The organism is Geobacillus sp. FSL W8-1251 (assembly GCF_038005945.1).
Taxonomy (GTDB): domain Bacteria; phylum Bacillota; class Bacilli; order Bacillales; family Anoxybacillaceae; genus Geobacillus; species Geobacillus stearothermophilus.
Genome location: NZ_JBBOUF010000001.1, coordinates 2,401,707 through 2,426,099 on the forward strand (window position 1 = coordinate 2,401,707; position 24,393 = coordinate 2,426,099).

Genomic DNA, 24,393 nt, shown 5'->3' on the forward strand with positions numbered 1-24,393 from the left:
GCCATGAACGACCGGCTGAAGGAAAAGCTGTCCGTGCTCCCGGAACAGCCGGGCTGCTATTTAATGAAAGACAAACACGGAACGGTCATTTACGTCGGCAAGGCGAAGTCGTTGAAGGCGCGCGTCCGCTCGTATTTTACCGGGACGCATGATGGCAAAACGCAGCGGCTTGTGGAGGAAATCGCCGATTTCGAATACATCGTCACCTCGTCAAACGCCGAGGCGCTCATTTTGGAGATGAATTTGATCAAAAAGCATGATCCGAAATACAACGTCATGCTCAAGGATGATAAAAGCTACCCGTTTATTAAAATCACCGCGGAACAACATCCGCGCCTGCTGATCACCCGCAAAGTGAAAAAAGACGGGGGCAAATATTTCGGCCCGTATCCAAACGTGCAGGCGGCGAACGAAACGAAAAAGCTGCTCGACCGCTTATATCCGCTCCGCAAATGTTCGACGCTGCCTTCGCGCGCCTGTTTGTATTACCATATGGGCCAATGCCTCGCCCCGTGCGTCCACCCGGTGTCGGACGAACAAAATAAGGCGATGGTTGAACAAATCGTCCGCTTTTTAAACGGCGGGTATGAAGACGTGAAGCGGGAGTTGGCCGAGAAAATGCACGAGGCGGCGGAAGCGCTCGAGTTTGAACGGGCGAAAGAATACCGCGATCAAATCGCAGCGATTGAGATGACGATGGAAAAGCAAAAAATGATGCTCAACGACTTCATCGACCGCGATGTATTCGGCTATGCGTACGACAAAGGCTGGATGTGCGTGCAAGTGTTTTTCCTCCGCCAAGGAAAGCTGATCGAGCGCGACGTGTCGATCTTCCCGCTTTACCAAGACCCGGATGAGGAAATGCTTACGTTTTTGGGTCAGTTTTATGCGAAAGCGCATCATTTGAAGCCAAAAGAAGTCGTCCTCCCGTCCGACATTGACGGCGAGCTCGCCCGCGAATTGCTCGGCGTTGCCGTCGTCCAGCCGAAAAAAGGGAAGAAAAAAGAGCTTGTTGAGCTGGCGAGCAAAAACGCGGCCATTGCTCTGAAAGAAAAATTTTATTTCATCGAGCGGGACGAAGAACGGACGATCAAAGCGGTCGAACGTCTCGGAGAGCGTCTTGGCATTCCGGCGCCGCGCCGCATCGAGGCGTTTGACAACTCGAACATTTACGGGGCCGATCCGGTCTCGGCGCTTGTCGTTTTCCTCGATGGCAAGCCGGCGAAAAAAGAATACCGGAAATATAAGGTGAAAACGGTCGCGGGGCCGAACGATTATGAAACGATGCGCGAAGTCGTGCGCCGCCGCTATACGCGCGTGTTGAAAGAAGGATTGCCGCTTCCCGATTTGATCATCATCGACGGCGGCAAAGGACACTTGTCGGCGGTGCGGGATGTGCTCGAAAACGAACTTGGACTGGATGTGCCGCTGGCTGGATTGGCGAAAGACGAAAAACATCGCACATCAGAGCTTTTGGCCGGCGACCCGCCGGATGTCGTGCCGCTTGACCGGCAAAGCCAAGAGTTTTATTTATTGCAGCGCATTCAAGACGAAGTGCACCGGTTTGCGGTCACGTTCCACCGCCAGGCGCGGCAGAAGACGATGTTCCATTCCGTGCTTGATGACATTCCCGGCGTCGGGGAAAAGCGGAAAAAAGCGCTGTTAAACTATTTCGGATCAGTCAAAAAGATGAAAGAGGCGACCGTTGATGAGCTGCAACGGGCGAACATTCCACGGGCGGTGGCGGAGAAAATCTATGAAAAACTGCGTCAACTACCCCCACTTAGCTAACGCTTGAAGTGGGGGCTTGCAACTCCCCAGAAGTGCGAGCGGACTTTGTCCTCCTTCCTTGACTTGGGGTTGCATCAGGGGCAGGTTGACAACTGCCCAACGACACAGGTCATGCCTGCATCGTTACCGATTCTCTCGGTGTGTCTGTTGGCAGTACTTGGCTTCCACACACAACAGACGGACCTACGCTCGATGTTTTACGGTTACAACGTTTCCTGTAACCAACTCCATACATCGAGTAGCCGTGATTGGAGTGCCTTTATTGAACGGTTTTCTCCACGCCTTTATTCTATCATACACAAAAGAAAGGGGGAACGCGCATTCCTCTCCCACTTACTCCCTTTGGTCGTTGAAGTGGGAGTCTCCTGCGCGAAATAGGATGAATAATGGCTGAACGGACGCCCGTTTTGCGAGCGGACGCCCGTTCTTTGCATGTCATTCGATCGCCTGCTTCCGATCCCATTTCACCAAAATGCGCGCTTTGCCGTCCCGCTTTGGCGGCAGTTCGACCGCTTCGGTGACGAACCGCTTTTGTTGTTCGATTTGCTGGGCGAGAAATCCAGCCTCAAGCTGGAACGAGCAGCTGCCGTACAAGGAAAAGCGGGCGGCGATGATGGGGCCCGACAGCTCGATATAGAGTTCGTCGTTTCGCTCCTCGCCGGTTGATAGCTCCCCCCAGCCCGCCCGTTCAAAAAATACGGCGACGTCATCGAGCGTTCCGAGCGGGTAGCGCCGCGCCAGCTGTTTGCCGGCCCAGTACAGCAGCGAAGCGGCATCTTTGCCAAGCAGCTCGGGAAGAAGCGAATGGCGAAGCAGCTCAGCCCCGAAGGCGGAAAGCGCAATCGACCCAAACATTTGATATTGGTCCTCTAATGGTGGCTGTTTCATCGTTTTCCCCTCTTTCTATCCATTTCCCCATTATAGCTGAATTGCTGCCGGAGTGCATCCTCTTTCCTAAGGTGGCGCAACTATGAGAATGTTTGAACATTTTGTGTCAGTGTTTTCTTGACGCTTGTACAATGTGGGAGTACAATGAATGTGACAAGCGAATAGGGGAATGGAAGACGTTTCCGTTTCCGCATGGCGAGCGAGAGGGACATATTTTTTATTCAATTGAAGGGGGTTTACATAATGGCAGGGAATCGCGAGTTTTACTATCGCCGGCTCCATTCGCTGCTGGGGGTTGTTCCCGTCGGCATCTTTTTAGTGCAGCACTTGGTCGTCAACCATTTTGCGACCCGTGGGCCGGAAGCGTTTAACCGGGCGGCGGCGTTTATGGAAAACTTGCCGTTCCGCTATTTTCTTGAAATTTTTGTTATTTTTCTTCCATTGTTGTTCCACGCTGTATACGGCATTTATATCGCGTTTACAGCCAAATTCAACACTCGCCAGTACGGCTATTTCCGCAACTGGATGTTCATGCTTCAGCGGATCACCGGCATCATTACATTGATTTTTGTCGTCTGGCATGTGTATGAAACGCGGGTGCATGCTGCATTCGGCGCCGAAGTGAACTACGACATGATGGCCAACATTGTCGACAATCCGTTTATGCTCGGATTTTATATTGTTGGAATCTTGTCCACGGTCTTTCACTTCGCCAACGGCTTATGGTCGTTCTGCGTCAGCTGGGGGTTGACGGTGTCCCCTCGTTCGCAGCAAGTATTTACGTACATTACGATGATCATTTTCATCGCGCTTTCCATTGTCGGCATTCGCGCCATCTTGGCGTTTGCGTAAGACAAGCGTTCCATTCCTAAGGAATGATTCAACGATGAACTGCTGCGTTGGCTCGTGACAAACGTGCTCTAGCCGTTCGCCGAACGATCGCTTGGTCGATGGCGGGCCGGCAAGGCAAAACGTGCGGCATGCAAGCAAAAGCAGCAATCTATTAGGGAGTGAGTAGCTATGAAAAAAGGGAAAATCATCGTTGTTGGCGGTGGGTTGGCCGGTTTGATGGCCACGATTAAAATCGCCGAAGCAGGAGTGCCTGTCGAACTGTTTTCGCTCGTTCCGGTAAAGCGTTCTCACTCCGTCTGTGCCCAAGGCGGCATTAACGGAGCGGTCAACACGAAAGGGGAAGGCGACTCGCCGTGGGAGCATTTTGACGACACCGTCTATGGCGGGGACTTCTTGGCGAACCAGCCTCCGGTCAAAGCGATGTGTGAAGCGGCGCCGGGGATTATTTACATGCTCGATCGGATGGGCGTCATGTTCAACCGGACGCCGGAAGGGTTGCTTGATTTCCGTCGTTTCGGGGGGACGCAGCATCACCGGACCGCCTATGCTGGAGCCACGACCGGGCAGCAAATTTTGTATGCACTTGATGAACAGGTGCGCCGCCATGAAGTGGCCGGGCTCGTCACGAAGTACGAGCATTGGGAGTTTTTAGGCGTCGTTTTGGATGACGAGCAAATTTGCCGCGGCATCGTCGCACAAGATTTGCGGTCCATGGAAATCAAAGCGTTTCCAGCCGATGCCGTCATTTTGGCGACCGGCGGCCCGGGGATCATTTTTGGGAAATCGACGAACTCGGTCATCAACACTGGTTCAGCGGCTTCGATCGCCTATCAGCAAGGCGTTTACTACGCGAACGGCGAGTTCATCCAAATTCACCCGACCGCGATCCCAGGCGATGACAAGCTTCGGTTGATGAGCGAATCGGCGCGCGGGGAAGGCGGACGCATTTGGACGTATAAGGACGGGAAACCGTGGTACTTCCTTGAGGAAAAATATCCGGCTTACGGAAACTTGGTGCCGCGCGACATCGCCGCCCGGGAAATTTTCCACGTCTGCGTCGATTTGAAGCTCGGCATCAACGGCGAAAACATGGTGTATTTGGATTTGTCACATAAAGATCCGAAAGAGTTGGATGTCAAGCTCGGCGGCATTATCGAAATTTACGAGAAGTTCATGGGCGAAGACCCGCGCAAAGTGCCAATGAAGGTGTTCCCGGCCGTTCACTACTCGATGGGCGGCTTATGGGTCGACTATGACCAAATGACGAACATCAAAGGGTTGTTTGCTGCCGGCGAGTGCGATTATTCGATTCACGGCGCGAACCGCCTCGGGGCAAACTCGCTTCTGTCGGCGATTTACGGCGGAATGGTCGCCGGCCCGAACGCCGTCCGCTACATCCGCGGTCTCGAGAAATCGGCCGATGCGATGCCGTCGACGTTATACGACAGCTATGTGAAACGGGAGCAAGAAAAGTGGGAAAACATTTTGGCGATGGACGGCACGGAAAACGCCTATGTGCTGCATAAAGAGCTCGGTGAATGGATGACGGCAAACGTGACGATCGTCCGCTACAACGACCGGTTGCTGAAGACCGATGAGAAAATTCAAGAGCTGATGGAGCGGTATAAAAACATCAGCGTCACCGATACGTCGAGATGGAGCAACCAAGGAGCGACGTTTATCCGCCAGCTGTACAACATGCTGCAGCTCGCCCGCGTCATTACGCTTGGCGCTTACTATCGCAATGAAAGCCGCGGCGCGCACTACAAGCCGGAGTTTCCGGAGCGCAACGACGAAGAATGGCTGAAAACGACGATGGCCCGCTACACGCCAGACGGTCCGGCGTTCCATTATGAAGACGTTGACGTCTCGTTGATTAAACCGCGCAAGCGCGACTACAGCAAAAAGAAAGAGGAAGTGAAGTAAGATGAGCGAGAACAAAACGGTTCGTTTGATCATCACGCGCCAAGATCGTCCGGATTCCGCGCCGTATGAAGAAGAGTTTGTCATTCCGTACCGCCCGAACATGAACGTCATTTCGGCGCTCATGGAAATTCGCCGCAATCCAGTCAACGCCAAAGGGGAAAAAACGACGCCGGTCGCTTGGGAAATGAACTGTCTGGAAGAAGTATGCGGAGCCTGTTCGATGGTCATTAACGGCAAACCGCGCCAGGCGTGCGCCGCGCTCATTGACAAACTCGAGCAGCCGATCCGCCTTGATCCGATGCGCACATTCCCTGTCATCCGCGACTTGGTCATCGATCGGAGCCGGATGTTTGACGCGTTGAAGCGAGTGAAAGCATGGATTCCGATCGACGGAACGTACGACTTGGGTCCGGGGCCGCGCATGCCAGAGCGGAAGCGGCAATGGGCGTACGAGCTGTCCAAATGCATGACATGCGGCGTCTGCCTCGAAGCGTGCCCGAACGTCAACAGCAAGTCGAACTTTATCGGCCCGGCGCCGCTGTCGCAAGTGCGGCTGTTTAACGCCCATCCGACCGGGGCGATGCATAAAGCCGAACGGTTGCGGGCGATTATGGGCGACGGCGGACTGGCCAACTGCGGCAACTCGCAAAACTGCGTGCAATCGTGCCCGAAGGGCATTCCGTTGACGACATCGATCGCGGCGTTAAACCGCGAAACGACGATTCAAATGTTCCGCGATTTCTTTGGCAGCGACGAAGTGTAGCGGCAGAATCAAAATCCCCTTCATTCGAACAGACATGAGGGGGATTTTTTGTTTTGCTGGACAAGCGGCAGCCAACCGTCTCCGGCGAATCGAAAGATAAAGAAGAAAAGGCTCTTCATCACAAAGTGTACTTGAAAAAGAAAGACGATCATGATAAAGAAAAACCAAAACAGCATTTTTTCCTTTTTATACCACACATCTCTTTGAACAACATTGCTATCATGTTTGTCTTTAAAAGTCAAGTACATCTTTTGGTGATGAACCGAAAAAAAAAAGACCCATTTTTCTATTAGATAAGCAAATTTTCGTCACCGCCGTTCTTGCTCTCACATACGATATGGCGAGGAAATACCCATCCGGCAGTTCGGGCCCATTGAGAGCAAGGAGGGTTACAACCGTTGAAGGACAAATCGTTTCAATCGAAGCCGCTTTTGACAAAAAGAGAAAAAGAAGTCTTCGAATTGCTCGTGCAAGACAAGACGACGAAAGAGATCGCCCAAGAGCTGTTTATCAGCGAGAAAACGGTCCGCAACCATATTTCGAATGCGATGCAAAAGCTTGGGGTCAAGGGGCGCTCGCAAGCTGTCATTGAATTGCTTCGAATGGGCGAACTTGAACTATAAACGATGCCGGCTTTCCTTGTTGGACAGCCGGCTGTTATGTTCCCTTGCGGCCGGACGAGGCTTGGCGCCCGTCCGGCCTTCGTGTGCGCCCGGCATGGGTGCAGTCTATAGGGTGAAAGTCCCGAACTGCGAAGGCAGAAGTAGCAGTTAGCTTAACGCAAGGGTGTCTGCGGCGACGCAGAATCTGAAGGAAGCGGGCGGCAAACTTCCGGTCTGAGGAACACGAACTTCATAGGAGGCTGGGTATCATTGGGTGAGTTTGCACGACAAAACGAAGCCCTTTCTGCCGAAGGTGATACCGAGTAAATGAAGCAGATGGATGGAAGGAAAGACTGCACTCTTACCCGGGGAGGTCTGTCCGGGAAGCCAAGTGTAAACTAGCACATTATTTCAGAATCCCTTTTTCAAATTATTTCAGGCGGATTCGGAAATAATGTGCAAAATTTTTGCGGATTGTTCCGGATTTTGCACATTCTTTCGGAACGTTTGCACGCTCTTTCAGATGAAGATTTCCAGCGCGCCTGATGGACCTATGGAAAAGAGAAAGCACAAAAGAGGCCGATTCGGCCCCTTTCGTGCTAATACCCCATTTCCTCTGCGGCCATGCGCACCACTTCTTCGTCAATGGCGTCCTTTTTCAGCTGATACCCGTATAACAGGCACGTCGTGGCCAACGTGTTGATCACCCGAGGCCATCCCCGCGACTGCAGGGCAATCGCCTCTAACGCCGATGGGGTGAAGATCGGATGCTTCGCCCCGGCCTGTTTCATCCGATGTTCGATGTAGCCCGCCACCTCTTCCTTCTCCAGCGGCCCCATCCGGTATCGCATGATGATCCGCTGGTCGAGAGGGCGGTGCTGATTGAGCCGCAGCTTCCCCTGTAAATGGGGCAGCCCGGCCAAAATCAAGACAAATGGGTTGGTCGAATCCATCTCAAAGTTGAACAAGATCGCGATGTCCTGTAAAAATGCATCCTTCGCTAAATGCATCTCATCCAAAATGAACACCGGCGTGATCCGCCGTTCATGATACAATCGCTCGATCGCCTGCTGGATTTGGCGGAAGAGGTCTACCTTGCGGTACTTCGGTTCCTCTCCTAATCCCAAGGCCAGTCCACGGTAAAAATCCATCACGCCTCCGGTGGATAACGGAAAGTAGACGACATGATACAATGATGGATTCAATGACTCTTTCAGCGCCCGAAGGGCGAACGTCTTGCCCGCCCCCGGCTCTCCGATCAACAGCCCGATCCCCCGGGTTCGTTTCACGTACTCCAGCGCCCGCAACGCTTCCTGAAATGACGCCCCTTGATACGCCTCGGACGGGTCTGTTTCTTTCGCAAACGGCTCCCGCGAAAGGGAGTAAAACGATTTATACACCGTGTTCTCCCTCCTTCGCCGGAATCGCCGCAAACGGGGACCGATGGCGTTTTACATAGGCATTGTCCTCCAAACGCACCCGAATGGCTTCCGCCACCCGTTTGCCCTCTTCGTACACATAGACGCCTCGTTCGTCATAGCGGAGCTCAATCGATTGCCCAATGAACCGAGGCGGCACTTCGTATAGCTGTTTATTCAGGGTGATTGTGCCATCGGCTTTCACCTTGCGGTGCTCCCGTTTCAGAAAAATCGCATCCAGCCAATCGCCATCTTCGATGAACGACACGAGATGCACTTGCGATTGAAACACCTCATGCGGCGTTTTTCCGTCCAGTGAGGCGTGCGGTTTTCGATGATACTCCTCTTCAAGCCACTTCCAAAAACGCTCGTTCAACTCGTCAAGCGATTTCGGCGGATTCAGCTCCAACAGTGGATAAAACCGTGTCTGTACGGTGCGGAAGAACCGTTCGATTTTTCCCTTGCTTTGCGGGTCATACGGCTGGGTGTGGATGAGTGTAATCCCCATCTCGGCGCACGCATACTGCAGCACCTCGGACCGATAAATTTTCCCGTTGTCCGAGTAAATGCGTTTCGGCTTCCCGCAACGAAGCACCGCTTCCTTCGTGACGATCCGCAGCCCGTCAAACTTCTCCGAAGGGAAAAATTGGGCATATGGCACTAACCGCGAGCAGTCATCGATATACGCGATCAAAAACGTTTTCTGGGCTTTCCCATGGACGCGAATCGTGGGTCCATGGGATAAGTCCCCTTGCCAAAGCTCATTGATCTGGTCATACGCAAAGCGCTTTCGCTCCGGCATCGGCAAGATTTCTTTCCCGACAAGGTTGTGTTTTTTCAATAATCGGTATATAGTAAAGTAAGAGATATGGTTTTTTGGGATTTCCCCCTGCTCGATCAGGTGTTCGTAGAACACCGTCACGGGCATGGTGGGATGTTCTTTTCTTAGGGCTAAAATATGATCCTCATCATCGGGCGACAGACGCCTTGAGTGGCCGCGGTCCGAACGGCGCTTCGGCTTTAAGGCGTCAAAGCCCCCTTTTTTGTATCGGGCGCACCAATCCAGAATCGTCTTCGCCGCAATGGGTTTGTCCCCTTGATGAGGAATCGAATGCACTCGCCCGCCCACCTCATTCAAATACGCCTTGGGCTCCACCTGGCCATTCACCAACGGAGCGATCAGCCCGTACCGAAACAGCGCGATGTCGTGTCTCATCGATTCATCCATCCGGATCTCCTCCCTGTCTCCCTGTGATGTTGGACCGTCCCGGTCCCTCTGCCTCCTATCTTACGAAACGGCTCGAGATTCGTCGAGAGGAAGGGTTTGTGGGAACATCAACCATCTCCATTTTTGGTGTTAAGTAGAAAATCAGGAAGCAATTTGATCCGCAAACAGATGCCACCTCTCGTTTGTCCACAGGTCTTGGATGATCGAGCCCACCCCCCGTCCCTCCAAAGTCTGCATCCACCAAACCGCCCGTTCTGTTCTTGCGTTCCCCACAGGGCCGATGATCCCCCACCTTCTCGCCGCCGCGTGATGCAAGCGGGAGAGATTCCGTAAAAATCGTCGGACATAAAATAAGATGACCTCCTTGGTGGGAAAACCAACCTGTTTGGTCTTCGCTCCTCGCCTTGGCGTTTCGAGCCACGTTTTGACCGCTTGCCAAATAACCGATCGTGTATATTGAACATACGGGAGGAGAAAAGAAGGCAGCACACTCACGGTTTTGCGACACTCTTGACAGCGATATCGTGCGATCCAAAGGTGATACTCCCCCTCTGCCGTCAACGCATAACGTTGGTAGTATCCGTGACGATGCAAGGGGCGGCGGGATGAACAGTGGGGGCATTGGTTCACGTCGGGAAAATCGTTCCCTTTCCCACGATCCGTATACGTTTGAATGTCAATGCCAAAGTCGTGAAACTGGATCACACTTCCTCCCCCTCATTGAAACGAATGGAAATCTTTGTCCGAAACAATTCACAAAAAATTTAGCACATTCCTTCAGAAAAGGGGAGAGGGCTTTCTGAAAGAATGTGCAAAAAAATGGGTGTTTTGTGCTGAAATAAAATGATAATTTACAGCCAAGTGCGCTTGGCAACCGTTGGAGCGATCCAACGCTGAACGGACAGAAGTCAGCAGAGGTCATAGTACCCGTCTAGCTTAAGATAGAAGGGGAAGGACCGAACCATGAAGGAGAACGGCCACTAGGCGTTCATCTTCTTTGATGAAGCAGATAACCCGAAAGGGCCTGCTTGAGGGGGAAATGGTGAAGTCCATGGGGAACCTCAAGAGGGTGGAGAAGAAGATGGCACAAATAGAACGGACCGTTCACGTAGAGAGGAAGAATCGGAATGTGGATGAAACAGGTATTGTCACGGGAGAATCTCCTGCGAGCACTCAAACAAGTGGAAAAGAATAAAGGGTCCCATGGAACCGATGGAATGTCCGTCAAAGACCTGCGAAGACACCTCGTGGAACATTGGGACGCGATACGGCACGCTTTAGAAGAAGGGACCTACGAACCTTGCCCGGTCCGACGGGTCGAAATCCCGAAACCGAACGGAGGAGTCAGGTTACTAGGAATCCCGACCGTGACAGACCGGTTCATCCAACAGGCCATCGCCCAAGTGCTCACGCCGATCTTTGACCCATCCTTTTCGGAACACAGCTACGGGTTTCGTCCCGGTCGAAGAGGACACGACGCGGTGAAAAAGGCGAAGCAGTATATTCAGGAAGGATATACATGGGTGGTAGATATCGACTTGGAAAAGTTCTTTGATCGAGTCAACCATGACAAACTGATGGGGATATTAGCGAAACGAATTCCAGACAAAATCCTCCTAAAGTTGATACGGAAGTATCTACAGGCAGGGGTCATGATCAACGGGGTGGTCATGGAAACACAAGAGGGGACTCCACAAGGAGGGCCGCTCAGTCCACTCCTGTCCAACATTCTCCTGGATGAGCTGGACAAAGAATTGGAAAAACGAGGGCACAAGTTTGTACGGTATGCGGATGACTGCAATATCTACGTAAGGACGAAGAAGGCCGGGGAACGGGTGATGAAATCGATCACGGCATTCATCGAAAAGAAACTCCGGCTGAAAGTCAACGAAACCAAATCGGCAGTGGATCGTCCGTGGAGGAGAAAATTCCTCGGTTTTAGCTTCACCCCAAGTAAGGAGCCAAAAATCCGAATTGCAAAGGAAAGCATTCGGCGCATGAAGCAAAGGATACGCACCATGACGAGCCGATCGAAACCGATTCCCATGCCCGAACGAATCGAACAGCTCAATCAATACATTCTGGGATGGTGTGGATACTTTTCGCTAGCAGAGACCCCAAGTGTGTTCAAAGAACTAGATGGATGGATTCGACGAAGGCTGCGCATGTGCCAATGGAAAGAGTGGAAACTTCCGAGAACCAGAGTCCGAAAACTGCAAAGTTTAGGAGTGCCCAAGCAGAAAGCATATGAATGGGGAAACACTCGGAAGAAATATTGGAGAGTGGCCGCCAGTCCCATCCTGCATAAAGCCCTTGGCAACTCCTATTGGGAGAGCCAAGGGCTGAAGAGTCTTTATCAACGATATGAATCTCTGCGTCAGACTTAATGGAACCGCCGTATACCGAACGGTACGTACGGTGGTGTGAGAGGACGAGGGTTAGTCACCCTCTCCTACTCGATCCGCGGCGGCCGCCGCATTTTTTTGTTGATTATCTTTGCCGGTGTTGTAAAATGAAAAGTAAGAATAGCTGTCGACGCAAGCCGCCGTTTGAGGCTGGCCGCGGAAACGATCAAGGAGAGATGGTATGCCGTCTGCGATGAATGAACAAACGGTCGCCGAGTTGGAAAAATTGCTTCGTTATATCGCCGCCAATTTGAAACAGCGCGGCCGTGAAATTTTAACCAACTATCCGATCACCCCACCGCAATTTGTCGCCCTGCAGTGGCTGCTTGAAGAAGGGGACTTGACGGTCGGCGAGTTATCGAACAAAATGTATTTGGCGTGCAGCACGACGACCGACTTGGTCGACCGTATGGAGCGGAACGGACTTGTCGCCAGAGTCCGCGATGAACACGACCGCCGCGTCGTCCGCATTCACTTGTTGGAAAAAGGCGAGCGCATCATTGAGGAAGTGATTGAAAAACGCCAGAGAGATTTAGCTAAAGTGTTGGAAAATTTTTCTGAAGAGGAAATCGTTCTCTTTGAGCGTTGTTTGCGCAAATTGCATCAAGAAATGACGAAAGAATGAGGCGATCACTTGGAAAGAGCAATTGGTGTCATTGACTCAGGAGTCGGCGGTTTGACCGTCGCCAAAGAAATTATGAGGCAGCTGCCGAAAGAACAAATTATTTACTTAGGCGACACCGCCCGTTGCCCGTATGGGCCGCGGCCGGTGGAAGAAGTCCGGCGATTTACGTGGCAAATGATTGATTACTTGCGGCAATATCCCTTGAAAATGCTTGTTATCGCCTGCAACACCGCGACGGCGGTCGCGCTTGACGACGTGCGGGCGAAGCTTGACATTCCTGTGCTTGGCGTTATTCATCCCGGCGCTCGCGCCGCCCTGAAAGCGACTAGGCGCGGGCACATCGGCGTCATCGGCACGATTGGCACGATCCGAAGCCGGGCGTATGAAAAGGCGCTTCAATCCATCAATCCGCGCGTCCAAGTCGAGAGCTTGGCCTGTCCGAAATTCGTTCCGCTTGTGGAAAGCGGCGACTTTGAAGGGCAGGAGGCGATGGCGATCGTCGCCGAATCGCTCGCTCCGCTCCGTCCGCTGCCGATCGATGTGCTGATTTTAGGCTGCACGCATTATCCGTTGCTCGCGCCGCTCATTCGCACGTATATGGGCAAACGCGTGAAGCTCATTTGCTCGGGCGGTGAGACGGCTCGTGAAGTGAGCGCGATTTTGCACCACAGCCAGCTCCTTTACACCGGCGAGCGCGAACCGGAGCATTTGTTTTTCACGACCGGGCCGAAAGAGCTGTTTGAAAAGATTTCCGGGAAGTGGTTTGGCAAGCCGATCGGCACGGTCGAAGCGATTCGGCTGTAACCAACAAATCCTTTAGCGTCCATGCGCTAAAGGATTTTTTTTATTCTATTTTGGAAAACGGCTCGTATACATAGTAGTACAAACTACGAGTAGGAGGGAACGTCAATGAAACGGACGACTCACATATGGGCGGCGCCGCTGCTCGCCTCGCTGTTGTTGCTTGGCGGCTGCGGTTTGTTTGGGCGAGATGAGGCGGTGAAGGAGATCGATCCGCCGCAAGAGACGAGTTATGTCAAAGACGGCCAAGCGCTTCAGGAAGCGACGGAAAGCCAAAAGGAAGGGAAAGAGGAAGCGAAGGCCACCGAGACGGTGAAAAGAGAGCTGTACTTGATTGACAAAAACGGCTTTGTCGTGCCGCAAACAGTGGAATTGCCGAAAACGCAGGCCGTGGCGAAACAAGTACTCGAATATTTGGTTGAAGACGGACCCGTGTCAGAAATGTTACCGAACGGCTTCCGCGCGGTTATTCCGGCCGGAACGACGGTGCTTGGCACAAAATTGGAAAAAGACGGAACGTTGATCGCTGACTTTTCGCCGGAATTTAAAAACTATAAGCCGGAGGACGAAAAACGAATTTTGCAGTCCATTACGTGGACATTGACGCAATTTGACAATATCAAGCGCGTCAAAATCCGCATCAACGGCTACGATCAAAACGTGATGCCGGTCAATAAAACGCCGATCCAAGATGGGGTAAGCCGCGCCGATGGCATCAATATGGAAGCGAACGGCGTGCCAGACATTACGAATACGCATCCGGTCACCGTTTATTTTGTCGCCCAACAAGGGAACAGCACATACTATGTGCCGGTGACACGGCGTGTGTCCAATAAGGAGAAAGATGATATTGCCGCGGCCGTCAACGAACTGATTCAAGGACCAGAGCAAGGGAGCGGGCTTGTCGGCGTCTTTCAGCCGGACGCGAAGCTTGTCGATGCCCCGAAATACGAGGATGGCAAAGTGACGCTCAACTTTAACGAAGGCATTTATGGAAGCAACAAGAAAAATGTCATTTCCGACGTCGTGTTGAATTCTCTCGTTTTGTCGCTCACGGAGCAAAAAGGAGTCGAAAGCGTGGCGATCACCGTCAATGGCAAAGCCAATCTTGTCACGGAAGATGGCAAGCCGCTCACCAAACCGGTCGCTCGGCCGCAAAACGTCAATACCGGGTCGTTTTAACATCTTTCCGAAAGAAGTCTCCCGCTTCTCAGCAAAGTGAAAGTGGGAGATGAATGTCGGTTGGCGTTAGCCAACGAATAGGATAAAATAAGGTTAGAACGGACCCCTTCGGAACGAAGGAAAGTGTAAAGGGTTCTTGTGTGTGGCTTACCGTTCGGCGAACACGCACAAGTCGCTTGAAGCCCCCGCCTCTAAGCGAAGCGTAAGTGGTGGGGTGTTCACCCAAGCTGGAAACGAATAGGCTGTTATGGTATAACAAAGAGGTGGAAGCGTGCTCCGCCTCTTTGTTTTTTGGCAACGGCGGCACGGAGTCGTGATGCAAGGAAGGAGGCAGGACCGACCGGCTCCTGCTGGCAAACGGGAAGGAAAAAGGAGGAAGAGTGAATGAGAGCAGACGGACGACATAACCGTGAGCTGCGCCCTGTACATATACAGCCGCATTATGTGAAACATGCCGAAGGGTCCGTGTTGATTGAAATCGGCGACACGAAAGTGATTTGCACGGCGACGGTGGAAGAAAAAGTGCCGCCGTTTATGCGCGGCGGCGGAAAAGGATGGATCACCGCCGAATATGGGATGTTGCCGCGGGCGACAGAGCAGCGGAATGCGAGGGAGGCAAGCAAAGGGAAAGTGTCGGGGAGGACGATGGAAATTCAACGCCTGATCGGCCGCGCGCTCCGCTCGGTCGTTGAATTGGAGCGGCTTGGCGAACGAACGGTTTGGATCGATTGCGACGTCATTCAGGCGGACGGCGGAACGCGCACCGCCTCGATCACCGGCGGCTACGTGGCGCTCGTGCTGGCGCTTTCCAAGTTCGTTGACGAAGGGAAGCTCGAGGCGCTTCCAATCCGCGATTTTCTTGCCGCTACGTCCGTTGGCATCGATCCGGAGCATGGCGTTGTGCTCGATTTGAATTACGATGAAGACGCGCGGGCAAAAGTCGATATGAACGTCGTCATGACCGGATCCGGCCAGTTTGTTGAAATTCAAGGGACCGGGGAAGAAGCGACTTTTTCTCGCGCCGAGCTCGATGAATTGCTTGAGGCGGCGCACATCGGCATTGAACAGCTGATCGCCGTGCAGCGCCGCGTTTTGGGCGATTGGGCGGCTCGCATCGGGACGAAGCAAGAAGCGAAGCAGGAGGAGGGGACAGAGTGAACAAGATTGTGATCGCGACGAAAAATGCCGGAAAAGTGCGCGAATTTGCCGCTTTGTTTGCGAAGCGGGGCATCGACGTCAAATCGCTGCTTGATTTTCCGGACGTTCCGGACGTCGAGGAGACGGGAAGCACGTTTGCCGAAAACGCCCGGTTAAAAGCGGAAGCCATATCTCACCGTTTCGGCTGCCCGGTGATCGCCGATGATTCGGGGCTGGTGGTCGATGCGCTCGGCGGCCGGCCGGGCGTCTATTCAGCCCGCTATGCCGGTGAAGACAAAAACGATGCGCGCAACATCGCGAAGCTGCTTCACGAGTTGGAAGGCGTGCCGATGGAACAGCGCACCGCCCGGTTTCATTGCGCACTGGCGGTCGCCATCCCCGGGCGGCCGACGGCCGTTGTGGAGGCGGCGTGCGAAGGGTACATCGCCGAAGCGCCGCGGGGAGAAGGCGGTTTTGGCTATGACCCCGTCTTTTATCTTCCGGAAAAGGGGAAGACGATGGCGGAACTCACCCCGGAAGAGAAAAATGAGATCAGCCACCGGGCGAAGGCGCTGGCCAAGCTTGACGAGCAATGGGATGACATCATGGGAGGGGAGGGACGGATGGAATGAAAGCGGTCGTTGTAAGCGACAGCCACGGGCTCAGCGGCGAACTCTCCGCCATTGTCGAGCGCCATCGCCATGAAGCCGATCTGTTTATTCATTGCGGCGATTCCGAGCTGTCGGCTCAAGCGGCCGAACTTGCTCCATTTGTCGTCGTGCGCGGCAACTGCGATTTCGCGGCGTTTCCGAATGAGCGGACCGAGGAGGCGGAAGGCCTTCGCTTTCTCATCACGCACGGCCATTTGTACGGCGTCAAAACGTCGCTGCTGCGCCTCTACTACCGGGCGAAAGAAACGAGCGCCCATGTCGTTTGTTTCGGCCATTCCCACCTGGCTGGGGCCGAGCAAATCGAGGGGGTGCTGTTCATCAATCCCGGCAGCATCGCCTTGCCGCGCGGGAGAAAAGAAAGAACGTACGCGGTGCTGACCGCTGCAAACGGCCGGGCGACAGTGGAATTTTACGACACAGCAGGGAAGCCGGTCCCAGGCTTGCAACAAACGTTTTCCATCTAGGCGGACAAAGCGTCCGTCTTTTTCGTTTTCCGGACGTTTTCAAGAGGCCGGCGGGTTTCTCGAGCCGGAGGCGTTGCGTTGCTTTTGCGAATGGGGAAACATAGCTTCTTCCCTCTTCACTGCTAGGCGAAGAAAAAATTTTTTTAAACGGCAAATCCTTGATTCTATCAAATTGTAAGCGTATACAAGCAGTTCGACGAATCGAAATTTTCAAAAAAAGTTATTGACGGCGCGGTCGTTTCGGATTATTATAATTTTCAAACAAAAGAAACGATTCAAACGCATCGCCGAGCCGTTTAAAGCAACCGTTGACTGATCAAGGAAGAGGGGAACCGAAGTGGGCGAACAATGGATCTTTTTAAACGGAGAATTTGTGACAAAAGAAAACGCCAAAATTTCCGTGTATGACCATGGATTTTTGTATGGGGACGGCGTATTTGAAGGCATTCGCGTCTACAGCGGCAACGTCTTCCGTCTTGAGGAGCACATAGATCGGCTGTACAATTCGGCCAAGTCAATTTTGCTCGACATTCCATATACGAAGGACGAAATGATCGGCCATGTGCTTGAAACTGTCCGCCGCAACGGCTATCAGGATGCATACATTCGCTTAGTCGTTTCGCGCGGGGTCGGCGATTTGGGCCTTGACCCGTACAAATGCAAAACGCCGCAAATCGTGATTATCGTCGAGCCGCTCGCGCTCTTCCCGAAGCATTTATATGAAACCGGCATCGAAGTGGTGACAGTGGCGACGCGCCGCAACCGCTCTGATGTATTGAGCCCGAAAGTCAAATCGCTCAACTACCTAAACAATGTGCTTGTCAAAATCGAGGCGCATTTGGCGAACGTAAGCGAAGCGCTGATCTTAAACGATCAAGGCTATGTCGCGGAAGGTTCGGGAGACAATGTTTTCATCATCAAAAACGGCGTCATTTACACGCCGCCTGGGTATGTCGGGGCGCTGGAAGGCATCACGCGTCAGGCGATTATGGAAATTGCCGTTGATCTCGGCTATACGGTGAAAGAGGAGCCGTTCACCCGCCATGACGTGTATGTGGCAGATGAAGTGTTTTTAACCGGGACGGCAGCCGAAGTCATTTCCGTCATTAAAGTCGATGGCCGGACGATCGGCGACGGGACGCCGGGTCCGCATACGAAGCGGCTGCTTGAAGAATTCCGCCGCCGCGTAGTCGTCGAAGGAGTAAAGGTGTATCCGACGAACGCCAATGTCAGTTGAGCAAGAATGACAACCATATAGCGAGAAAGCGTTGACGAGGATAAGTAGTCAGCGGGGCCAACATCCACAGAGAGCCGGGGGAGCTGCGAACCGGTGATGTTGCCGCTTGATGAACTCACCTCCGAGCGCCGGCTTGAACGCAGATTCGCCAGTAGGGCCGGACGGGTGGGGATGTGCGCTTCACCCGTTACAAAAAACGAGCAGCCGGCTTCGGCTGGCTGCTCCTGAGGCGGCCGTCATGGCTGTGAAGAAGGGTGGTACCGCGGAAAGGAACCTTTTCGCCCCTTTGGCTGGAAATGCCAGTCATGGTGGGTGAAAAGGTTTTTTATATGAATCACAACCAACGGGGAGGATCGACGATGGCAAAGATGAACGTGGAGGAGCAGACGAAGACGAAGATGAGCGGGTCGATGATGTTGATCGAAGCGCTGAAGGCGGAGCAAGTCGAAGTCATTTTCGGCTATCCGGGCGGCGCGGTGCTTCCGCTTTACGATGAGCTGTATAAAGCCGGTGTGTTTCACGTCTTGACGCGGCACGAGCAGGGAGCCATTCATGCGGCGGAAGGGTACGCGCGCATTTCGGGAAAACCGGGGGTCGTCATCGCGACATCGGGGCCGGGAGCGACCAACATCGTCACCGGACTGACCGACGCCATGATGGATTCGTTGCCGCTCGTCGTGTTCACTGGGCAAGTAGCGACGAGCGTCATCGGCTCGGACGCCTTTCAGGAAGCCGATGTCGTCGGGATTACGATGCCGATTACGAAACACAACTACCAAGTGCGCGACATCAGTGAGCTGCCGAAAATCATCAAAGAGGCGTTCCACATCGCAACGACTGGACGACCGGGACCGGTGTTGATCGATATTCCGAAAGACATCACAACGGCCGAAGGGGAATTCGATTACGATGAAGAAGTTTGCTTGCCTGGGTATCAGCCGACGACACAGCCGAACCATTGGCAAATCCGCCGTCTTGTCGAGGCGGTCAGCCAGTCGAAGCGGCCGGTCATTTTAGCCGGCGCCGGCGTCTTGCACGCCGACGCGGCAAACGAATTGCGGCAGTACGCCGAGCAGCAAAACATTCCGGTCGTTCATACGCTTCTTGGCCTTGGCGGCTTCCCAGCAGACCATCCGCTTTTCTTGGGGATGGCGGGCATGCACGGGACGTACACGGCGAACATGGCGCTCTATGAGTGCGATTTGCTTATCAACATCGGCGCCCGTTTTGCCGACCGGGTCACTGGCAACTTGAAATACTTCGCGCCAAAGGCGACTGTCGCTCATATCGACATCGACCCGGCGGAAATCGGCAAAAACGTGCCGACCAAAATTCCGATTGTCAGCGACGCCAAAGCGGCGCTGCAGGAACTGATCGCCCAGCAAGGCAAACCGGCTGACAACGCGGCGTGGCTCGAACAGCTCAATGAGTGGAAGCGGCGCTTCCCGCTCCATTACGAGCCGGAAGCCGGGACGATCAAGCCGCAAAAGCTTATCGAAATGATTTACGAATTGACAAATGGCGAAGCGATCGTCACAACGGACGTCGGCCAGCACCAAATGTGGGCGGCGCAATATTACAAGTTCAATCGACCGAACCGGTGGGTGACGTCCGGGGGGCTCGGCACGATGGGCTTTGGGCTTCCGGCAGCGATCGGCGCCCAGCTGGCGGATCGGAGCGCGACCGTCGTTTCCATCGTCGGCGACGGCGGTTTCCAAATGACGCTTCAAGAGCTGTCGGTCATTCAAGAGCTGGGGTTGCCAATTAAAATCGTCATCGTCAACAACCAGGCGCTCGGCATGGTGCGGCAATGGCAGGAGCTGTTTTACGAAAAACGGTACTCCCATTCGCTCATCCCGAATCATCCGGATTTTGTAAAACTCGCTGAAGCATACGGCATACCGGGGCTGCGGGCGAAGACGGAGGCGGAAGCAGCTGAAGTGTTAAAACAAGCGTTTGCGATGGACGGCCCGGTGCTGTTGGATTTCCACGTCCGCGCCGACGAGAACGTGTATCCGATGGTGTCGCCTGGCAAAGGGCTTCATGAAATGGTGGGGGTGAAAGCGTGCGAAGAATGATCACGATGACGGTCAACAACCGCCCGGGCGTGTTAAACCGCATCACCGGGCTGTTTACGAAGCGGCATTACAATATCGAAAGCATCACCGTCGGGCATACGGAAATCGATGGAGTCTCGCGGATGACATTTGTCGTCAATGTCGACGACGAACGGACCGCGGAACAAATTATCAAACTGCTAAACAAGCAGATCGATGTATTGAAAGTCAATGACATCACGGATCAGGCGATCGTCGCCCGTGAGCTGGCGCTTGTGAAAGTGTCGGCTGCTCCGGCGATCCGCCAAGAAATCTACACGCTCATTGAGCCGTTCCGCGCCTCGATCGTCGACGTCAGCAAAGACAGCCTCGTCATTCAAGTCACCGGCGAGCCGGAAAAAGTCGAGGCGTTGATTGAGCTGTTGCGCCCCTATGGCATCAAAGAAGTGGCGCGCACCGGTACGACCGCGTTCACCCGCGGGGCGCAAAAAGCGGCAGCCAACCAGAAAACGGCGTTTATCATTTAACGGCCGCTGTCTCCGTTGCAACGATCGTTGTCAAAACATTGTCGATACGAATAACCGCGCCTGTGCGCAATGAGGGCGCATGGCGGCCCATTTACACTACACGACAAAGGAGAGGGTAATCATGGCAAAAGTCTACTATAACGGGGATGCAAACGAACAATATTTGCAAGGGAAAACGGTCGCGATCATCGGCTACGGCTCACAAGGCCACGCCCATGCACAAAACTTGCGCGACAGCGGCGTCCGCGTCATTGTCGGGTTGCGCAAAGGGAAATCGTGGGAGCAGGCGGAACAGGACGGCTTTGAAGTATACTCGGTGCGCGAAGCGGCAAAACAAGCGGATATTGTGATGGTGTTGCTGCCGGATGAGAAACAGCCGGCTGTCTACAAGGAAGAGATTGAACCGGGGCTTGAACCGGGCAACGCGCTTGTGTTTGCGCACGGGTTTAACATTCATTTCAGCCAAATCGTCCCGCCGGAGCATGTCGATGTCTTCTTGGTGGCGCCGAAAGGACCAGGCCATCTCGTGCGTCGCACATATGCGGAAGGAGCCGGGGTGCCGGCGCTCATCGCCGTTTATCAAGATGTAACCGGACACGCGAAAGAAACGGCGCTCGCCTATGCGAAAGCGATTGGTGCTGCTCGAGCTGGGGTGTTGGAGACAACGTTCAAAGAAGAGACGGAAACCGACTTGTTCGGTGAACAAGCGGTGCTGTGCGGCGGGCTGACGGCGCTCATCAAGGCCGGGTTTGAAACGCTCGTTGAAGCCGGGTATCAGCCGGAAGTCGCCTATTTCGAGTGTTTGCATGAAATGAAGCTCATCGTTGATCTTCTTTATGAAGGCGGCTTGTCGTGGATGCGCTACTCGATTTCCGATACGGCGCAATGGGGCGACTTTATCACCGGTCCGCGCATCATTAACGACGCCGTGAAAGCGGAAATGAAAAAGGTGCTCGATGACATCCAAACCGGCAAATTCGCGAAAAGCTGGATTTTGGAAAACCAAGCAAACCGTCCGGAGTTCAACGCCATCAACCGGCGCGAGAACGAGCATTTAATCGAAGTCGTCGGACGCGAACTGCGGAGCATGATGCCGTTTGTGAAAGCAAAACAAAAAGAAGCGGTGGTGCCAGGTGCGAAACATTAAGTTTTTTGATACTACATTGCGCGATGGGGAACAGTCGGCCGGCGTCAATTTGAACTTGCAAGAAAAGTTGGAAATTGCCCGTCAGCTTGAACGGCTGCGGGTTGACATCATCGAGGCGGGCTTCCCCGCCTCGTCAAAAGGCGATTTTGAGGCGGTCAAACAAATTGCCGAAACGGTGAGAACATGCTCGGTCACCGGGCTGTCGCGCTCGGTCCGAAGCGACATTGATGCGGCGTGGGAGGCGTTAAAAGGCGGCGCGGAGCCGCGGCTCCACCTATTCATCGCCACCTCGCCGATCCATATGGTGCATAAATTGCGGATGACGCCGGAACAAGTGATTGAAGCGGCGGTTGAGGCAGTGAAATACGCGAAGCGCTTTTTCCCGATCGTCCAATGGTCGGCGGAAGATGCGTGCCGGAGCGAGCTGCCGTTTTTGGCGAAAATCGTCGCCGAAGTGATCAAAGCCGGCGCCTCGGTCATCAACATCCCGGATACGGTCGGCTATATTACGCCGAAAGAATACGGGGAAATTTTCCTCTATTTGCAAAACAATGTTCAGAATATTGAAAATGTTTCGCTCTCCGCTCATTGTCATGATGACTTGGGCATGGCGGTGGTGAACTCGTTGTCGGCCATTGAGCATGGGGCGACGCAGGTCGAGTGCACGATCAACGGCATCGGCGAGCGGGCCGGCAACGCGGCGCTTGAGGAGATCGCCGTCGCCCTTCACATTCGCAAAGATTATTATCAAGTGGAAACGCGCCTCAATTTGCAAGAAATTAAGCGCACAAGCAATCTTGTCAGCAAGCTGACCGGGGTCGTCGTTCCACCCAACAAAGCGGTCGTCGGCAAAAACGCGTTTGCGCATGAATCCGGCATCCATCAAGACGGCGTCTTAAAAGAAAAAACGACGTACGAAATCATTTCACCGGAGCTCGTCGGCGTGCCGTCGAATTCGATGGTGCTCGGCAAACATTCCGGCCGCCATGCGCTTCGCAACCGGGTTGAGGAGCTCGGCTACACGTTGTCCGATGAAGAGATCAATCAGCTGTTTGTCCGTTTTAAAGAACTGGCGGACAAAAAGAAGGATATTACCGACGACGATTTAATCGCGTTGATTTTCGAAGAGAAGTTCGACCACTTCAAAGATTTTTATCAATTGTCTTCCATTCAAGTGCAATACGGGACGAATCAAATTCCGACAGCGGTCGTGGTACTGAAAGACGGGAAGGGGAATGAAATCCAAGAAGCGGCGACCGGCTCCGGCAGCGTCGAGGCGCTGTACAATACGCTCGAGCGCTGCTTCCAAACGGAAGTGACACTGCTTGACTACCGGATTGAGTCGGTCGGCGGCGGCCGCGATGCGCTAGCGCAAGTGTTTGTGAAAGTGCGCGTGCGCGATGTTGAAACGAGCGGGCGCGGAACGGCGCAAGACGTGCTTGAGGCGTCGGCGAAAGCGTACATCAACGCCATGAACCGCGTGTTTATGATCGAAGCGATGCGTGCTGAAAACGAAAAGGTGGCAACATCATAAAACGGAGGGATTCAAACATGGGAAACTATCGGATTGCCGTCTTGCCGGGCGATGGCATCGGCAAGGAAGTGACGTCCGGAGCGGTCGAGGTTTTGAAAGCGGTCGGCATCCGGTTTGGCCACGAGTTTGCGTTTGAGTATGGATTGATTGGCGGAGTCGCGATCGATGAAGCCGGGACGCCGCTCCCAGAAGAGACGCTTCGCCTTTGCCAACAGAGCGATGCGGTGCTGCTCGGGGCGGTCGGCGGTCCGAAGTGGGACGACAACCCTCCGCATTTGCGCCCGGAAAAAGGATTGCTTGCCATTCGCAAGCAGCTCGACTTATATGCCAACTTGCGGCCGGTTGTTTGCTATGACAGTTTGGTTTCCGCTTCGCCGTTAAAACCGGATCTCGTGAAAGGCGTCGATTTTGTCATCGTCCGCGAGCTGACCGGCGGCATTTACTTCGGCCAGCCGAGCGGCCGCGTCGTGGAAAACGGGGAAGAAAGAGCGGTTGACACTCTCTTATATAAAAAGGAAGAAATCGAACGGATCGTGCGCATGGCGTTTATGCTTGCGCGCGGGAGGAAGAAAAAAGTGACGTCGGTCGACAAGGCGAACGTCCTGTCGTCAAGCCGATTATGGCGAGAAGTGGCCGAAGAGGTGGCGAAGGAATTTCCGGACGTCACGCTTGAGCATATGCTTGTTGACAATGCCGCGATGCAGCTCATCCGCGCGCCGAAGCAGTTTGATGTCATTGTGACAGAAAACATGTTTGGCGATATTTTGAGCGACGAGGCCTCGATGCTGTCCGGTTCGCTCGGGATGCTGCCGTCAGCCAGCTTATCCGCTTCCGGTCCGAGCTTGTATGAGCCGGTACACGGTTCAGCGCCTGATATCGCTGGCATGAACAAAGCCAATCCGATTGCGGCGATTTTGTCGGCCGCGATGATGCTTCGACTGTCGTTCGGGCTCACCGCGGAAGCGGAGGCGGTAGAGCACGCGGTGTGGCAGGCGCTCGATCAAGGTTTGCGCACCGCTGACTTGGCGCCAAGCGGCGGCCGCATTGTATCCACGAACGAAATGGTCGAAGAAATCAAAGCGGCGGTGCTGGATTATACGACCATTGCTCAAATTAGGACCGTTTATGCCTAAGACGT

23 protein-coding genes and 1 other annotated feature are annotated in these 24,393 nt (G+C 53.7%); of the genes, 19 read left to right on the forward strand and 4 right to left on the reverse strand.

Translation table 11 applies throughout. The features are described from left to right. Nucleotides 1–3: 3 nt before the first annotated feature. The gene (gene uvrC / locus NSS88_RS12660; RefSeq protein ID WP_049626576.1) at nucleotides 4–1,791 is read left to right on the forward strand and encodes an excinuclease ABC subunit UvrC; all 1,788 of its coding nucleotides are present in this window, start codon (nucleotides 4–6) and stop codon (nucleotides 1,789–1,791) included. Nucleotides 1,792–2,226: 435 nt separating this feature from the next. Here uvrC and NSS88_RS12665 read toward each other — a convergent pair whose 3' ends face one another. Further along, the gene (locus NSS88_RS12665) at nucleotides 2,227–2,679 is read right to left on the reverse strand and encodes a YslB family protein (RefSeq protein ID WP_013144566.1); all 453 of its coding nucleotides are present in this window, start codon (nucleotides 2,677–2,679) and stop codon (nucleotides 2,227–2,229) included. Nucleotides 2,680–2,922: 243 nt separating this feature from the next. Here NSS88_RS12665 and NSS88_RS12670 point away from each other — a divergent pair, with 243 nt between their 5' ends. From NSS88_RS12670 to NSS88_RS12690, 5 genes are all read left to right on the forward strand, one after another. Then, nucleotides 2,923–3,531: a succinate dehydrogenase cytochrome b558 subunit gene (locus NSS88_RS12670; RefSeq protein ID WP_049626561.1), complete on the forward strand. Its 609-nt coding sequence runs from the start codon at nucleotides 2,923–2,925 to the stop codon at nucleotides 3,529–3,531. Nucleotides 3,532–3,699: 168 nt separating this feature from the next. After that, entirely contained in the window at nucleotides 3,700–5,457 is a 1,758-nt protein-coding gene (sdhA, locus tag NSS88_RS12675) for a succinate dehydrogenase flavoprotein subunit (RefSeq protein ID WP_015375539.1), read from the forward strand. 1 nt (nucleotide 5,458) lies between these two features. Next, nucleotides 5,459–6,220, forward strand: a complete 762-nt coding sequence (gene sdhB, locus NSS88_RS12680; RefSeq protein WP_049626560.1) for a succinate dehydrogenase iron-sulfur subunit — start codon at nucleotides 5,459–5,461, stop codon at nucleotides 6,218–6,220. 53 nt (nucleotides 6,221–6,273) lie between these two features. Continuing rightward, nucleotides 6,274–6,513 (forward strand): hypothetical protein, encoded by a 240-nt coding sequence (locus NSS88_RS12685; protein WP_049626559.1) that lies wholly within the window; start codon nucleotides 6,274–6,276, stop codon nucleotides 6,511–6,513. A gap of 105 nt (nucleotides 6,514–6,618) precedes the next feature. Then, complete coding sequence (locus NSS88_RS12690) at nucleotides 6,619–6,843, forward strand: helix-turn-helix domain-containing protein (RefSeq protein WP_020754265.1); 225 nt, start codon at nucleotides 6,619–6,621, stop codon at nucleotides 6,841–6,843. A gap of 578 nt (nucleotides 6,844–7,421) precedes the next feature. On the opposite strand, the gene NSS88_RS12695 is transcribed toward NSS88_RS12690, so the two are convergent. The 3 genes from NSS88_RS12695 to NSS88_RS12705 form a co-directional block, all read right to left on the reverse strand. Continuing rightward, complete coding sequence (locus tag NSS88_RS12695) at nucleotides 7,422–8,222, reverse strand: ExeA family protein (protein WP_064213564.1); 801 nt, start codon at nucleotides 8,220–8,222, stop codon at nucleotides 7,422–7,424. Beyond that, nucleotides 8,215–9,468, reverse strand: coding sequence for an IS481 family transposase (locus NSS88_RS12700; RefSeq protein ID WP_341084188.1), 1,254 nt, complete (start codon nucleotides 9,466–9,468; stop codon nucleotides 8,215–8,217). The genes NSS88_RS12695 and NSS88_RS12700 overlap by 8 nt, the downstream gene beginning before the upstream one ends. A gap of 141 nt (nucleotides 9,469–9,609) precedes the next feature. Continuing rightward, nucleotides 9,610–10,173 carry a DUF6431 domain-containing protein gene (locus NSS88_RS12705; protein WP_033011559.1) on the reverse strand — a complete coding sequence of 188 codons (564 nt, stop codon included), beginning with the start codon at nucleotides 10,171–10,173 and terminating at the stop codon, nucleotides 9,610–9,612. A 422-nt stretch (nucleotides 10,174–10,595) separates the two neighbouring features. Here NSS88_RS12705 and ltrA point away from each other — a divergent pair, with 422 nt between their 5' ends. From ltrA to leuB, 13 genes are all read left to right on the forward strand, one after another. Beyond that, the gene (gene ltrA / locus NSS88_RS12710; RefSeq protein WP_020754699.1) at nucleotides 10,596–11,855 is read left to right on the forward strand and encodes a group II intron reverse transcriptase/maturase; all 1,260 of its coding nucleotides are present in this window, start codon (nucleotides 10,596–10,598) and stop codon (nucleotides 11,853–11,855) included. A gap of 199 nt (nucleotides 11,856–12,054) precedes the next feature. After that, on the forward strand, nucleotides 12,055–12,498 hold the full coding sequence (locus NSS88_RS12715; protein ID WP_015375537.1) for a MarR family winged helix-turn-helix transcriptional regulator: 444 nt from the start codon (nucleotides 12,055–12,057) through the stop codon (nucleotides 12,496–12,498). A 9-nt stretch (nucleotides 12,499–12,507) separates the two neighbouring features. Beyond that, on the forward strand, nucleotides 12,508–13,302 hold the full coding sequence (gene racE, locus NSS88_RS12720; RefSeq protein WP_011232143.1) for a glutamate racemase: 795 nt from the start codon (nucleotides 12,508–12,510) through the stop codon (nucleotides 13,300–13,302). Nucleotides 13,303–13,407: 105 nt separating this feature from the next. After that, nucleotides 13,408–14,481 carry a GerMN domain-containing protein gene (locus NSS88_RS12725; protein WP_049626412.1) on the forward strand — a complete coding sequence of 358 codons (1,074 nt, stop codon included), beginning with the start codon at nucleotides 13,408–13,410 and terminating at the stop codon, nucleotides 14,479–14,481. Nucleotides 14,482–14,865: 384 nt separating this feature from the next. Further along, complete coding sequence (rph, locus tag NSS88_RS12730; RefSeq protein WP_033010643.1) at nucleotides 14,866–15,639, forward strand: ribonuclease PH; 774 nt, start codon at nucleotides 14,866–14,868, stop codon at nucleotides 15,637–15,639. Continuing rightward, nucleotides 15,636–16,250, forward strand: coding sequence for an XTP/dITP diphosphatase (locus NSS88_RS12735; protein WP_033014340.1), 615 nt, complete (start codon nucleotides 15,636–15,638; stop codon nucleotides 16,248–16,250). The genes rph and NSS88_RS12735 overlap by 4 nt, the downstream gene beginning before the upstream one ends. Next, the gene (locus NSS88_RS12740) at nucleotides 16,247–16,753 is read left to right on the forward strand and encodes a metallophosphoesterase family protein (protein WP_033014339.1); all 507 of its coding nucleotides are present in this window, start codon (nucleotides 16,247–16,249) and stop codon (nucleotides 16,751–16,753) included. The genes NSS88_RS12735 and NSS88_RS12740 overlap by 4 nt, the downstream gene beginning before the upstream one ends. 337 nt (nucleotides 16,754–17,090) lie before the next feature. After that, nucleotides 17,091–17,990 carry a branched-chain-amino-acid transaminase gene (gene ilvE / locus NSS88_RS12745; RefSeq protein ID WP_033010640.1) on the forward strand — a complete coding sequence of 300 codons (900 nt, stop codon included), beginning with the start codon at nucleotides 17,091–17,093 and terminating at the stop codon, nucleotides 17,988–17,990. Between the two features lie 22 nt (nucleotides 17,991–18,012). After that, nucleotides 18,013–18,279 (forward strand) — a binding site (T-box leader). Nucleotides 18,280–18,349: 70 nt separating this feature from the next. Then, nucleotides 18,350–20,068, forward strand: coding sequence for an acetolactate synthase large subunit (ilvB, locus tag NSS88_RS12750; RefSeq protein WP_033014347.1), 1,719 nt, complete (start codon nucleotides 18,350–18,352; stop codon nucleotides 20,066–20,068). Continuing rightward, on the forward strand, nucleotides 20,056–20,574 hold the full coding sequence (gene ilvN / locus NSS88_RS12755; protein WP_033014338.1) for an acetolactate synthase small subunit: 519 nt from the start codon (nucleotides 20,056–20,058) through the stop codon (nucleotides 20,572–20,574). Before ilvB ends, ilvN begins: the two co-directional genes overlap by 13 nt. A 121-nt stretch (nucleotides 20,575–20,695) precedes the next feature. Further along, nucleotides 20,696–21,721: a ketol-acid reductoisomerase gene (gene ilvC / locus NSS88_RS12760; RefSeq protein ID WP_033014337.1), complete on the forward strand. Its 1,026-nt coding sequence runs from the start codon at nucleotides 20,696–20,698 to the stop codon at nucleotides 21,719–21,721. Continuing rightward, entirely contained in the window at nucleotides 21,708–23,255 is a 1,548-nt protein-coding gene (locus tag NSS88_RS12765) for a 2-isopropylmalate synthase (protein WP_033014336.1), read from the forward strand. Before ilvC ends, NSS88_RS12765 begins: the two co-directional genes overlap by 14 nt. A gap of 17 nt (nucleotides 23,256–23,272) precedes the next feature. Further along, nucleotides 23,273–24,388 carry a 3-isopropylmalate dehydrogenase gene (gene leuB / locus NSS88_RS12770; protein ID WP_049626413.1) on the forward strand — a complete coding sequence of 372 codons (1,116 nt, stop codon included), beginning with the start codon at nucleotides 23,273–23,275 and terminating at the stop codon, nucleotides 24,386–24,388. Nucleotides 24,389–24,393 lie beyond the last annotated feature (5 nt).